The organism is Enterobacter sp. DTU_2021_1002640_1_SI_PRY_ASU_LCPMC_013 (assembly GCF_032389435.1).
Taxonomy (GTDB): Bacteria; Pseudomonadota; Gammaproteobacteria; order Enterobacterales; family Enterobacteriaceae; genus Enterobacter; species Enterobacter hormaechei_C.
The window spans coordinates 322,506-335,963 of record NZ_CP135594.1 but is presented as its reverse complement, the minus strand read 5'-3'; the positions used below and the strand labels follow the sequence as shown (position 1 = coordinate 335,963).

Sequence of the window (13,458 nt, the reverse complement as noted above, 5' to 3'; positions counted from 1 at the left end):
TTTGTGTTTCACGCGTCTGGATATCAGAACGGGATATCGTCGTCGAAATCCATTGGCGGTTCGTTAGACGGTGCCGGAGCAGACTGCTGCTGCGGACGAGACTGCGCGCCACCGCTGAACTGATTGCCGCCCTGCGGCTGCTGAGGCTGGCCCCAACCGCCCTGCTGCTGGCCGCCACCTGCTGGTGCGCCGCCGCCCTGACGGCCACCCAGCATCTGCATGGTGCCGCCAACGTTCACCACCACTTCCGTGGTGTATTTTTCCTGACCGGATTGATCGGTCCATTTACGGGTACGCAGCTGGCCTTCGATATAGACCTGAGAACCCTTACGCAGATACTCACCGGCCACTTCAGCCAGTTTGCCAAACAGCACAACGCGGTGCCATTCGGTCTGCTCTTTCATTTCACCGGTCGCTTTATCACGCCAGGATTCGGAAGTAGCCAGCGTAATGTTGGCAACTGCGCCACCACTCGGCATGTAGCGTACTTCCGGGTCCTGGCCCAGATTACCGACGAGAATCACCTTGTTTACGCCTCTGCTGGCCATGTTCGTGTCTCCTGAATACGTTTCTTAATAGTGTAAACGCGCGAGTGTACCATTTCCATACGACACTTTGATAGTTGCGTAGCATGTTCCAGAGTTCTCTCGCGGACTCGACATTGTTACACAGTGAATCAGAAAATGCATTCCAATACTGTATATTCAAACAGGTCATTTTGTGTCATAATTAGCCGTTTCTGACAGCCGTTTGTCCTTCAAACAAATCAGGCAATCCGTGTTCCAACCGGGAAAGGTGAATGGATAAGATCGAAGTTCGGGGCGCCCGCACCCATAATCTCAAGAATATCAACCTCATAATCCCTCGCGACAAACTCATCGTCGTGACCGGGCTTTCGGGGTCTGGCAAATCCTCACTGGCTTTCGACACTTTGTATGCCGAAGGACAGCGTCGTTACGTTGAATCGCTCTCGGCGTACGCGCGTCAGTTCCTGTCGCTGATGGAAAAACCGGATGTCGACCACATTGAAGGGTTGTCCCCTGCTATCTCCATTGAGCAGAAATCCACGTCGCATAACCCGCGCTCCACGGTCGGTACCATTACCGAAATCCATGACTACCTGCGTCTGCTGTATGCGCGCGTGGGCGAGCCGCGCTGCCCGGATCACGACGTCCCGCTGGCGGCCCAGACCGTCAGCCAGATGGTGGATAACGTGCTGTCGCAGCCGGAAGGCAAACGCCTGATGCTGCTGGCGCCGATCATTAAAGAGCGTAAGGGCGAGCACACCAAAACGCTGGAGAACCTGGCAAGCCAGGGCTATATCCGCGCCCGTATCGACGGTGAAGTGTGTGACCTGTCCGATCCGCCAAAGCTGGAGCTGCAAAAGAAACACACCATCGAAGTGGTGATTGACCGCTTTAAGGTACGTGAAGATCTGGCGACGCGTCTGGCGGAGTCCTTTGAAACGGCGCTGGAACTCTCTGGCGGCACGGCCGTGGTCTCCGATATGGACGACCCGAAAGCGGAAGAGCTGCTCTTCTCCGCCAACTTTGCCTGCCCGATTTGCGGCTACAGCATGCGCGAGCTGGAACCGCGCCTGTTCTCGTTCAACAACCCGGCGGGCGCGTGCCCGACCTGTGACGGCCTGGGCGTTCAGCAGTATTTCGACCCGGACCGTGTGATCCAGAACCCGGAACTGTCGCTGGCGGGTGGCGCTATTCGCGGCTGGGATAAGCGTAATTTTTACTACTTCCAGATGCTGAAATCGCTGGCTGAGCACTATAAGTTCGACGTTGAAGCCCCGTGGGCCAGCCTGAGCGCGAACGTACATAAAGTGATCCTGTTCGGTTCCGGCAAAGAGAATATTGAGTTCAAGTACATGAACGATCGCGGTGACACTTCCGTGCGTCGCCACCCGTTCGAAGGGGTGTTGCACAACATGGAGCGCCGCTACAAAGAGACCGAATCCAGCGCGGTGCGTGAGGAGCTGGCGAAGTTCATCAGCAACCGCTCCTGCGCCACCTGCGAGGGTACACGTCTGCGTCGCGAAGCGCGTCACGTGTTTGTCGAAAACACGGCACTGCCGACCATCTCAGACATGAGCATCGGTCACGCAATGGACTTCTTCAACAACCTGAAGCTCTCCGGCCAGCGCGCGAAAATCGCTGAAAAAGTGCTGAAAGAGATCGGCGATCGCCTCAAGTTCCTCGTGAACGTCGGCCTGAACTACCTGACGCTTTCCCGCTCGGCTGAAACGCTGTCCGGCGGTGAAGCCCAGCGTATCCGTCTGGCGAGCCAGATTGGCGCGGGCTTAGTCGGCGTGATGTACGTGCTGGATGAGCCGTCTATCGGCCTGCACCAGCGCGACAACGAACGCCTGCTCGGCACGCTGGTTCACCTGCGTAACCTCGGCAACACGGTAATCGTGGTCGAGCACGACGAAGATGCGATCCGCGCCGCGGACCACGTGATCGACATCGGCCCGGGCGCTGGCGTACACGGCGGACAGGTGGTGGCGGAAGGGACGCTGAAAGACATTATGGCGGTGCCCGAATCGCTGACCGGTCAGTACATGAGCGGCAAGCGCAAAATTGAAGTGCCAAAACAGCGCGTTGCGGCGAACCCGGAAAAAGTGCTGAAGCTGACCGGCGCGCGCGGCAACAACCTGAAGGACGTGACCCTGACACTGCCTGTCGGGCTGTTTACCTGCATCACCGGCGTGTCCGGTTCCGGTAAATCGACGCTGATCAACGATACGCTGTTCCCGATTGCGCAGACGGCGCTGAACGGCGCGACGCTGGCCGAGCCTGCGCCGTACCGCGACATTCAGGGGCTGGAGCATTTCGACAAGGTTATCGACATCGATCAGAGCCCGATTGGCCGTACGCCGCGTTCCAACCCGGCGACCTATACCGGCGTCTTTACGCCCGTACGTGAACTCTTTGCCGGCGTGCCGGAAGCGCGTTCACGCGGCTATACGCCAGGCCGTTTCAGCTTTAACGTGCGCGGCGGCCGCTGTGAAGCGTGCCAGGGCGACGGCGTAATCAAGGTTGAGATGCACTTCCTGCCGGATATCTACGTGCCGTGCGACCAGTGTAAAGGTAAGCGTTATAACCGCGAAACGCTGGAGATTAAGTACAAAGGCAAGACCATCCACGAAGTGCTGGATATGACCATCGAAGAGGCGCGCGAGTTCTTTGACGCCGTCCCTGCGCTGGCGCGTAAGCTGCAAACCCTCATGGATGTGGGTCTGACCTATATTCGTCTGGGGCAGTCAGCGACAACGCTGTCCGGCGGTGAAGCGCAGCGCGTGAAGCTGGCGCGTGAGCTGTCCAAACGCGGTACCGGTCAGACGCTGTATATTCTGGATGAGCCGACCACCGGCCTGCACTTTGCGGATATCCAGCAGCTGCTGGACGTGCTGCACCAGCTGCGCGATCAGGGCAACACCATCGTGGTGATTGAGCACAACCTGGACGTGATTAAAACCGCTGACTGGATTGTCGATCTCGGCCCGGAAGGCGGCAGCGGCGGTGGTGAAATCCTCGTCTCCGGTACGCCAGAGACCGTTGCAGAGTGCGAAGCCTCGCACACCGCGCGCTTCCTCAAACCGTTGCTGTAATCGTCACACGGAGAGCTGCTGTCGGATCGTTTCCGGCAGCAGTTCAACCGCCTGTAGATACGACGCATCCACCAGGTAGTAAATTTGCGAATCTGGCAGCGAGCCGTCGAGAAACACCGTACTCCAGTGCGCTTTATTCAGATGCTTACTTGGCCTGACATCATCGTGCTGCTGGCGCAGTAAGTCGGCCAGTTCCGGACTGGTTTTCAGTGATGCCGCAGGCCGCGCATCCACCTCTTTCACCATCGCGAACAGCACATCCCCCACTTTGATCTGCGTGGCTTTCCAGTCGCTGTGAACGCTTTGTTCCGCACCCGGCTTGCTCATGCAGTACTGAAGTATCTCCGAAATTGTCATCTTTATTCCCCTTGTAGCGTTGCGATAATTTTACGCGAACCACCGTGAATGCGATGTTCTCCCAGCCAGATCCCCTGCCACGTTCCCAGCAGTAGCCGTCCGTTGTGGACCGGCAGCATCAGCGAGACGCCCAGCAAAGAGGATTTGATGTGCGAAGGCATATCGTCCGCCCCCTCGTAATCATGCTCATACGGGGCGTTATCCGGGACGGTTTTCAGAAAATGCCGCTCCATGTCAGACCGGACGGTGGGATCGCAATTTTCATTGAGCGTGAGAGAAGCAGATGTGTGCTGAAGCAGCAGATGCAGCAAACCCGTTTTGACGCGCGACAGGTCGCGGATTTGCCCGATGACTTCGTCCGTCACAAGGTGAAATCCGCGTGGTTTTGCGCTTAAGGTCAGGGTCTGTTGATACCACATGTGCTGCTCCATTATGAAAGGTGAATCTTTCTAAGTGTGCAGCAAGAAAGCGAAAGGTAAAACCCGCGCAGCGAGATTTGATTAAAAAAGCATTCACCCCGCCGTTAATGCGTCAGTATTCAGAGTTAACGATCACCTCTTCACCAAATTTTCCGGCCATCGGCAGCGGTCGGTAGGTGGAGTTCGAGGCGCGTAACACCCTGATGCCTCTGGCTCCCACGTCTTGCGCCGCGGTGATGTCGTTATCTGAATCCCCGTAGAACACTTTGATATTTTTCTTTTCCAGCCACTGTGTTTTGGTGTTTTGCCCTTCCTGGTCCCCGGCAAAAATGACCGGGTTCATGCTGGCCGCCGGGATCAGGAAATCATCCTGTAGCGTTTTCGAGACGGTTTCGGTTTTGGTCTGGCTACGTCCGGTCACGAAGTAAATGCTGTCGCCGCGCTTTACGTGCATGGCGATCAGCGCGCGGGCAACCTCTTTCGGGATACTGAACTCATCCCAGCCGTTGTTCATCTTTTCCCAGAATTCCGGGTTTTTCAGATAGGCTTCGCTGTCCGGGGAGTACGTTTTTTTGCCGCGCCAGAAACCGGGGCTGGAGAAGAGAACGGTATCGTCAATATCGAAGCCCACGGCTATCGGCGGGCGACCCGTCAGGCTATTTTCGATTTGTGCCACTGAAACCCAGTGAATGGGGGCCTGTTCGGCAAGAATGGCGGCGGTAGTGCCGGTGTAAAGCGGCGTGGGTGCAGAAGCCCGTGCAACAACGGCGCTATTAAGCGAGAACAATAAGCAGGCGGCGCTGAGCGCCAGTGTGATCTTGCGCATATTTTCCCCTGAATATTCAGTTTGTTATCTTTTTATTTTGAGCGGATGGTCAAAAAACTATCCGACCATAACCCCAGCGGTAGGGGAAGGAAAGGAGTTTTTACTTATGGAGCTGAATAAAAAGAAGACGATCACAAAGCGCAGAAGAAACGTGTAGGTCCGTTAAGCGAAGCGCCACCGGGCAATGACTGGCACCGGCGCGAACAAAAAAGCCGGGTGGCGGCTACGCCTTACCCGGCCTACATACAGTATGCAAGTAAGTGAATGCTTACATTACGGATGCAAACGCCTGCGCCACGCGCTGGACGTTGCTGGCATTCAGACCCGCCACGCACATACGGCCGCTGGCGATCAGGTAGACACCGAACTCTTCGCGCAGGCGATCGACCTGCGCTGCGCTCAGTCCGGTGTAGCTGAACATCCCGCGTTGCTTGAGAAGATAATCAAAGTTATGCCCAGGCATGGCCTCTTTCAGGACGTTAACCAGCTCCTGACGCATCGACAGGATGCGCTTACGCATCGCTTCCACTTCCGCAAGCCAGGACGCTTTCAGCGTTTCGTCACCGAGAACTGTCGCCACCACCTGCGCACCAAAGTTCGGCGGGCTGGAGTAGATCCGGCGGACCGTCGCTTTCAGCTGACCGAGTACGCGTCCCGTGGCTTCGGCGTCTTCACACACCACGGACAGGCCGCCAACGCGTTCGCCGTACAGGGAGAAGATTTTTGAGAACGAGTTGCTGACCAGAGCGGGAAGCCCCGCGCTGGCAATCGCGCGAATGGCGTAGGCGTCTTCCTCCATGCCCGCGCCAAAGCCCTGATAGGCGATGTCGAGGAACGGGATCAGGTTACGCGCCTTCAGTATCTCGATCACCGCATCCCACTGGGCATTGGTGAGGTCCGCACCGGTCGGATTATGGCAGCACGGATGCAGCAATACGATACTGCGCTCCGGCAGGGTGTTCAGTTTTTCCAGCAGCGCATCAACGCGCACGCCGTTGGTTTCGCTGTCGAACCACGGATAGGTCGCCACCTTAAAGCCCGCGCCCTCGAAGATCGCAACGTGGTTTTCCCACGTCGGGTCGCTGACCCACACGCCGGAATCCGGGAAGTACTTTTTCAGGAAATCTGCGCCTACCTTCAGCGCACCCGAGCCACCCAGCGTCTGGATAGTCGCCACGCGCTTTTGCGCGAGCACCGCGTGGTCCGCACCAAACAGCAGCGGCGCGATAGTGTTGCGGTAGGTGTTTAATCCTTCCATCGGCAGATAAAGCGAAGCACCGTGCGGGGTTGCGTTCAGACGCGCTTCAGCTTCGGCAACGGCTTTCAACTGAGGAATGATGCCGTCTTCGTTGTAGTAAAGACCAATGCTGAGGTTCACTTTGTCGCTGCGAGGATCTTCTTTGAAACGCTCCATCAAGGAGAGGATAGGGTCGCCGGCGTAGGCGTCTACTTTCTGAAACACGCGATGTTCTCCGGATAATTATGAGGCAGGGAATTCAACAATAAACCGGAAGCGGAAGAAGATCGAGGGGATGTTAACAGAAGCGGGATGCATCGCATCCCGCTCATGCTTAGTCGACGTATTTCATCGCGACCCTTGAGGTAAGGCGCGTGATAAGTTCGTAAGCACTCACTTTTGTTATTTCAGCAATACGCTCTACCGGCAGGCCTTCGCCCCACATCACCGCATCGTCCCCCGCTTTATCCTGCGCGTCGGGCCCAAGATCAACACAAATCATGTCCATCGCCACGCGACCGACAATCTTGACTTCGCGTCCATTGACCAGCACCGGCGTCCCAGTTGGCGCTGCGCGGGGATAGCCGTCGCCGTAGCCCATCGCCACCACGCCAAGACGCGTGTCGTGCTCGCTGGTCCAGGTGCCGCCGTAACCCACCGGCTCTCCCGCTTTGTGCTCACGCACGGCAATCAGCTTTGAAACCAGCGACATAACCGGCTTAAAGCCAAAGTCCGGCCCCCAGGGTTTGTTCTCCAGCGGCGAAACGCCATAAAGAATGATGCCCGGACGCGCCCAGTCGAAGTGCGACTGCGGCCATAGCAGGATCCCGCCGGACGCCGCAATGGAGCGCATCCCCGGTTTGCCTTCGCAGAAGGTGTTGAAGATATCAAGCTGCTGTTCCGTTGCGCCGCATTCAGGCTCATCGGCGCGGGCAAAGTGGCTGACGATATTCACTGGCTGACGCACATTTTTGCACTGACTCAGACGCTGATAAAACGCCTCCGCGCTTTCCGGCCGCACGCCCAGACGGTGCATGCCCGTGTCGAGCTTCATCCAGACGGTGACCGGCTCGCTCAGTTCAGCCGTTTCCAGCGCGGCCAGCTGTTCTTCGTTATGCACCGCCGTGTGCAGGTGCTGATCGGCAATGGTCGGCAGGTCCGAGGCTTCAAAAAAGCCTTCCAGGAGCAGTATCGGTTGCGTAATTCCACCTGCGCGCAGGCGGAGAGCTTCTTCGAGACGGGCGACGCCAAAAGCGTCGGCATCGGGGAGCGTTCGCGCGGTCTCAAGAAGACCGTGTCCGTAAGCGTTCGCTTTCACGACTGCAACGAGCTGACTGGCGGGCGCCAGTTCTCGCAGACGTTGCAGGTTGTGTCGCAGAGCGCGGCGGTTAATAACAACAGTTGCCGCTTGCATTTGAATTCCTTAGAAATTACTCATCATCATATTGAGGACCGGCATAGTTGTCGAAACGCGACCACTGGCCGTTAAAGGTCAGACGTACCGTACCGATGGGGCCGTTACGTTGCTTACCAATAATAATTTCGGCGATCCCTTTCAGATCGCTGTTCTCGTGATAAACCTCATCACGGTAGATGAACATGATTAAGTCGGCATCCTGCTCGATGGAGCCGGATTCACGCAGGTCGGAGTTGACCGGGCGCTTGTCTGCACGTTGTTCCAGAGAGCGGTTAAGCTGCGATAGCGCCACCACCGGCACGTGCAGCTCTTTGGCTAACGCCTTGAGCGAGCGGGAAATCTCGGCAATCTCCAGCGTACGGTTGTCGGAAAGCGACGGAACGCGCATCAGCTGAAGGTAGTCGATCATGATGAGGCCGATGCCACCGTGTTCACGGGCGATACGGCGCGCGCGGGAACGCACTTCCGTCGGCGTCAGGCCGGAGGAGTCATCGATATAGATGTTCCGTTTTTCCAGCAAAATCCCCATGGTACCGGAGATCCGCGCCCAGTCCTCATCGTCCAGCTGACCGGTACGGATGCGGGTCTGATCCACACGCGACAGGGATGCCAGAGAACGCATCATGATCTGTTCAGAGGGCATCTCAAGACTGAAGATAAGCACCGGCTTATCCTGCAACATCGCCGCGTTTTCGACGAGGTTCATCGCAAATGTCGTTTTACCCATCGACGGACGCGCCGCGACGATAATCAAATCCGATGGCTGAAGACCTGCCGTTTTCTTGTTGAGATCGTCATAACCGGTGTTCACCCCCGTCACGCCATCGTGCGGCTGCTGGAAAAGCTGCTCAATACGCGCAACCGTGGCGTCGAGCACATCGGCGATATTTTTCGGGCCTTCGTCTTTGTTCGCACGGCTTTCGGCGATTTTAAAGACGCGGGATTCCGCCAGGTCGAGCAGATCTTCGCTGGTGCGCCCCTGGGGATCGAAACCGGCCTCGGCGATCTCATTCGCCACCGAGATCATCTCGCGGACAACGGCACGTTCACGAACGATATCAGCGTAAGCGCTGATGTTCGCGGCACTTGGCGTGTTTTTGGACAGTTCTGCCAGATAGGCAAATCCGCCGACGCTGTCGAGCTGTCCCAGACGCTCCAGCGATTCTGCGAGCGTAATCAGGTCGATAGGGCTGCCCGACTCCTGCAAACGCGCCATTTCCGTAAAGATATGGCGGTGCGGGCGGGTATAGAAGTCTTCCGCGACAACGCGCTCGGCGACGTCGTCCCAGCGTTCGTTATCCAGCATTAAACCGCCCAACACCGACTGTTCCGCTTCAATCGAGTGCGGCGGGACTTTTAACCCGGCGACCTGATAATCACGCTCACGAGGTTCAGTCTGTTTGTTGAAGGGTTTGTTTCCTGCCATAGTGAATGGAGTTACCGAGATAAAGAGTGGGTCGAAAGATTACCACATTCTGGAGGAAGCATGGCAACACGTATTGAATTTCACAAGCATGGTGGCCCTGACGTACTCAAAGCGGTGGAATTTACCCCCGCTGCGCCTGGCGAGAACGAAATCCAGGTGGAAAACAAAGCGATCGGCATTAACTACATCGATACCTATATTCGCGGCGGCCTCTATCCGCCTCCGTCGATGCCGAGCGGACTGGGCACCGAGGCGGCCGGTATCGTCAGCAAAGTGGGCAGCGCGGTTAAGCACATTAAGGAAGGCGATCGCGTGGTGTACGCGCAGTCGGCGCTGGGCGCTTATAGCTCCATCCATAACGTTCCGGCCGAGAAAGCGGCGCTTCTGCCAAATGCGATCGGCTTCGAGCAGGCTGCCGCCTCATTCCTGAAAGGGCTGACGGTCTATTATCTGCTGCGCAAAACCTACGAAATTAAGCCTGACGAGCAATTCCTGTTTCACGCAGCCGCAGGTGGCGTGGGGCTGATTGCCTGCCAGTGGGCGAAAGCCCTGGGCGCGAAGCTGATCGGCACCACAGGCAGCGCGCAAAAAGCGCAGCGCGCGCTGGACGCGGGCGCATGGCAGGTGATCAACTACCGGGAAGAGAGCATCGTTGAGCGGCTGAAAGAGATCACTGGCGGCAAAAAGGTCCGCGTGGTGTATGACTCGGTGGGGAAAGACACCTGGGAATCTTCGCTGGACTGCCTGCAACGTCGCGGGCTGATGGTGAGCTTCGGTAACGCCTCCGGGGCAGTCACCGGCGTCAACCTGGGCATTCTGAATCAGAAAGGGTCACTGTACGTCACTCGCCCTTCCCTGCAAGGTTACATCACCAACCGGGAAGAACTTGAGGAAGCCAGCAACGAGCTGTTCTCGCTGATCGCCAGTGGGGTAATTAAAGTGGATGTGGCAGAGGCGCAGAAATATCCGCTGACCGATGCGCAGCGCGCGCATGAGGTGCTGGAGAGCCGGGCAACGCAGGGATCAAGTCTGTTAATTCCCTGAGCCATAAAAAGAAATTGGGCTTCCCGTGGGAAGCCCTTTCTTTTTTTAGTTCGGCTGTATGTAGGGTACAGCTCGATGAATTCTTTAGCGGCAGCCATAGTGACAGATTCGATAAGTAAATCCTATTCTGTTCTAAGGATTGCTGCCGGAAAAGTTGCAGGTATGTGACGTACCCCTCAATACCTTAGTAACGGAAGCGGTTATTACGCTGATAAGTGGGCAGTTTTGGTGATTTAATCGCCCATATCGCCCATACCACCGCAATCGCCAGAAGTAACCACGGCAAGAGTTTAATCGTCAGGGCAAATAAACCGCCAACAAACATCACCACCGTGGCCACGACGAGCGCGGCCAGGATACCGAGCAGCGATACGCCCGTGACCATCAGCATGATAAAGAAGCCAATCACAAAAAGTAGTTCCAGCATGGTGCTCTCCCACGAGTTCCCGAATGATGCTGCGATCGTTACAAGAAACATGCCAAAAATAAGTCGTTGTTCTGAAAGCAAAACGCCCCGCAATGTCTTGCAGGGCGTGGCGTATTTGACCATCTTTTAGCGAAATTTAACGTTTATCCGCAACCAGACGCAGCGCGTGTTCCAGGACCTCAATATCCGCACCGGCCTTATGCGCGTTCTCGCTGAGATAACGACGCCACTGGCGCGCGCCAGGAATGCCCTGGAACAGGCCAAGCATATGGCGGGTAATGTGGCCCAGATACGTACCATGACTCAGCTCGCGCTCAATGTACGGATACATGGCGCGCACTACTGCCACGGGATCGGTGTCAGCACCGTCAACGCCAAAGATTTCCCGGTCAACCGTCGCCAGAATGCCCGGATTCTGATACGCCTCGCGTCCGACCATCACGCCATCCATATGTTCGAGATGCGCTTTGGCCTCGTCCAGCGACGTAATACCGCCGTTGATCGACATGGTCAGGTGCGGGAAGTCGCGTTTTAGCTGGTACACGCGCGGGTAGTCCAGCGGCGGGATCTCGCGGTTTTCTTTCGGGCTGAGGCCAGAGAGCCAGGCTTTACGGGCGTGGATGATAAACATCTCGCATTCACCCTTCCCTGATACCGTGTTGATGAAATCACACAGGAACTCGTAGCTGTCCTGGTCGTCTATGCCGATACGGGTTTTGACCGTGACCGGGATAGAGACGACGTCGCGCATCGCTTTGATGCAGTCCGCCACCAGATGTGCATTACCCATCAGACACGCGCCGAACATACCGTTTTGCACACGGTCAGACGGGCAACCGACGTTGAGGTTAATCTCGTCATAGCCGCGTTCTTCAGCCAGCTTCGCGCAATGCGCCAGCGCAGCCGGATCGCTACCACCCAGTTGCAGCGCAACCGGATGCTCCTCTTCGCTGTACGCCAGATAATCGCCCTTGCCGTGAATAATTGCGCCGGTAGTGACCATTTCGGTGTACAGCAGCGTATGGCGGGAGAGCTGGCGCAGGAAATAGCGGCAGTGTCTGTCCGTCCAGTCGAGCATTGGCGCAATGGAGAAACGGTGTGCAGGGAAAGCGGTCTGGAATTCTGACGACATGGCGAAGTTTTAAGCATCTGGTGGAAAAGGGGCGCTACTATAGCACAAAGAAAAGCCGGAGGCGCAGCGCCTCCGGTGTACTTTAGAACGTCATGCTCAACTGTGCCCCTGCGCCCCAGGTCTCGTCTTCACCATAAAGCCCCATCAGGTCAACGTGGACGGAGTTGAACGGCGCGAAACCGACACCGCCGGTAAAGACGTTGCTGTCGTTCCCTTTCATATCCGCACGATAACCGGCGCGTACTGCCAGCCAGCTCAGTGGCGTGACTTCGGCACCAACGCCAACGTACTGGGAGGTGTCTTCGCTTTTAAAGCCCTTGGTTTCGGTCAGATCGCCGTCTGCGGTCAACGTGACCAGATCGTTGTGCCAGGCGGCCCCGGCAGTGACCAGCGGACGGATCTGATAGGTGTCTTTATAACTCACCACCTCTCCCGTGCGCCCGTTGCGAATGCGGATATCTTTGGTATCGATATCGCGCGACATCAGATTTTGTCCGCTCACGCCGACCGTCCAGTTTTCACCGAAATCAGCAGCAATGCCGGCATCGACGTTGAAGCCAGTGTCGTCGGTACGGTAGCGGCTGTCGTTCCACTTATTACTGTCGTAATCGTAGATTGAGGTGGTGTAGTTATAGAGCCAGGTTTTTTGCAGCTTCGGCGTGACGCCAACGGAAACCGGAACGCCGCCAAGATCGAACTGACGGGCCACCGCAATACCGTAGTCGGATACAATCGCCGCCCGACCAGACGCCGTAGAGTTAAGGTTTTTGGTGATCTGATCGGTGCCGTTTAGCGCGGCATCCAGCGCCACACCGGCAGCCACCGCATCGCTTCGTTGTATACCGCGCAGATAATCAATGTCCTGCTGATCGATTGAAGAGCTGACCCGGCCATGGGCATAGCCTTTTGCCATAAAGGCCACGGAAAGGACATCGTTAGGGATACTGACGGCAATCCCCGCCCCTGCGGTGGCGTGTGCGGTCTTGCCTTTCAGGTAGTCCAGTTCATCAGCGAGATCTTTCGCTGCGCCCTGGAACTGATTGATCGAACCTAATGGATTGGTGATAACTTCAATGGGGGTCAGACTATCAACCACATCCTTGTAATGATTGATTTTGTCGTTAATGGTATCAATCTCGTCCTGAAGATTGTCTTCATCGGTCACCTGTACGCCAACGGACGGCAAAATGACCGTAACATCATCCTCGGGCTTAGATTTTGCCAGTAACGCGGGGTTGATTAACGCCCCGCTGCCATAGCTCCCTGCCGCGACACCCGTTCCGCCCATTGCGTCGTTACGCGCTTCCGTCCAGGTATTGGCTGCTTCCGCCTGATTTGCCATAAAAAAGGAGACAGCGATGCTAACCATCGAAAATTTAAAATGTTTTTTCACAGTGTGCTCGTAAATAGTTTGTTATTAGTTAACCCTGTCTGTTATCACCCAAACAGGAACGAACTATTGCTGTGAATAAGTGCAAAAAGACCCGCTATTTCCTTAAGTTAAATTCCATCCCGGCCTGTTGTAATATGTGACGACCATCAATATTTATA

At 56.3% G+C, this 13,458-nt stretch carries 12 protein-coding genes; 2 read left to right on the top strand and 10 right to left on the bottom strand.

Features of this window, described 5'->3' with window-relative positions:
- Positions 1 to 23: 23 nt before the first annotated feature.
- Positions 24 to 548, bottom strand: a complete 525-nt coding sequence (gene ssb1, locus RS584_RS01605) for a single-stranded DNA-binding protein SSB1 (RefSeq protein ID WP_003860284.1) — start codon at positions 546 to 548, stop codon at positions 24 to 26.
- 251 nt (positions 549 to 799) lie between these two features.
- Here ssb1 and uvrA point away from each other — a divergent pair, with 251 nt between their 5' ends.
- A complete protein-coding gene (gene uvrA / locus RS584_RS01600; protein ID WP_015570187.1) occupies positions 800 to 3,622 on the top strand; it encodes an excinuclease ABC subunit UvrA in 2,823 nt (940 codons plus the stop codon).
- A gap of 3 nt (positions 3,623 to 3,625) precedes the next feature.
- On the opposite strand, the gene RS584_RS01595 is transcribed toward uvrA, so the two are convergent.
- The 6 genes from RS584_RS01595 to dnaB all read right to left on the bottom strand — a co-directional run bounded on the left by RS584_RS01595 (position 3,626) and on the right by dnaB (position 9,304).
- On the bottom strand, positions 3,626 to 3,979 hold the full coding sequence (locus RS584_RS01595; RefSeq protein ID WP_017382628.1) for an MmcQ/YjbR family DNA-binding protein: 354 nt from the start codon (positions 3,977 to 3,979) through the stop codon (positions 3,626 to 3,628).
- 2 nt (positions 3,980 to 3,981) lie between these two features.
- Complete coding sequence (locus RS584_RS01590) at positions 3,982 to 4,398, bottom strand: secondary thiamine-phosphate synthase enzyme YjbQ (RefSeq protein WP_022650227.1); 417 nt, start codon at positions 4,396 to 4,398, stop codon at positions 3,982 to 3,984.
- Between the two features lie 112 nt (positions 4,399 to 4,510).
- Positions 4,511 to 5,224 (bottom strand): acid phosphatase AphA, encoded by a 714-nt coding sequence (gene aphA / locus RS584_RS01585; protein WP_017382626.1) that lies wholly within the window; start codon positions 5,222 to 5,224, stop codon positions 4,511 to 4,513.
- A 268-nt stretch (positions 5,225 to 5,492) separates the two neighbouring features.
- A complete protein-coding gene (tyrB, locus tag RS584_RS01580; protein ID WP_315748828.1) occupies positions 5,493 to 6,686 on the bottom strand; it encodes an aromatic amino acid transaminase in 1,194 nt (397 codons plus the stop codon).
- A gap of 109 nt (positions 6,687 to 6,795) precedes the next feature.
- The gene (gene alr / locus RS584_RS01575) at positions 6,796 to 7,875 is read right to left on the bottom strand and encodes an alanine racemase (protein ID WP_023295763.1); all 1,080 of its coding nucleotides are present in this window, start codon (positions 7,873 to 7,875) and stop codon (positions 6,796 to 6,798) included.
- A 16-nt stretch (positions 7,876 to 7,891) separates the two neighbouring features.
- Positions 7,892 to 9,304 (bottom strand): replicative DNA helicase, encoded by a 1,413-nt coding sequence (gene dnaB, locus RS584_RS01570; protein WP_003860298.1) that lies wholly within the window; start codon positions 9,302 to 9,304, stop codon positions 7,892 to 7,894.
- A gap of 60 nt (positions 9,305 to 9,364) precedes the next feature.
- Between dnaB and RS584_RS01565 the strand changes: the two genes are divergently transcribed.
- Complete coding sequence (locus RS584_RS01565; protein WP_003860300.1) at positions 9,365 to 10,348, top strand: quinone oxidoreductase; 984 nt, start codon at positions 9,365 to 9,367, stop codon at positions 10,346 to 10,348.
- Between the two features lie 184 nt (positions 10,349 to 10,532).
- Here RS584_RS01565 and pspG read toward each other — a convergent pair whose 3' ends face one another.
- The 3 genes from pspG to traF all read right to left on the bottom strand — a co-directional run bounded on the left by pspG (position 10,533) and on the right by traF (position 13,276).
- Positions 10,533 to 10,775 (bottom strand): envelope stress response protein PspG, encoded by a 243-nt coding sequence (gene pspG, locus RS584_RS01560; RefSeq protein WP_315748827.1) that lies wholly within the window; start codon positions 10,773 to 10,775, stop codon positions 10,533 to 10,535.
- Positions 10,776 to 10,911: 136 nt separating this feature from the next.
- Positions 10,912 to 11,907 (bottom strand): tRNA dihydrouridine(20/20a) synthase DusA, encoded by a 996-nt coding sequence (gene dusA, locus RS584_RS01555; protein WP_315748826.1) that lies wholly within the window; start codon positions 11,905 to 11,907, stop codon positions 10,912 to 10,914.
- 82 nt (positions 11,908 to 11,989) lie between these two features.
- Entirely contained in the window at positions 11,990 to 13,276 is a 1,287-nt protein-coding gene (gene traF, locus RS584_RS01550; protein WP_410493172.1) for a conjugal transfer protein TraF, read from the bottom strand.
- Positions 13,277 to 13,458: the final 182 nt, after the last annotated feature.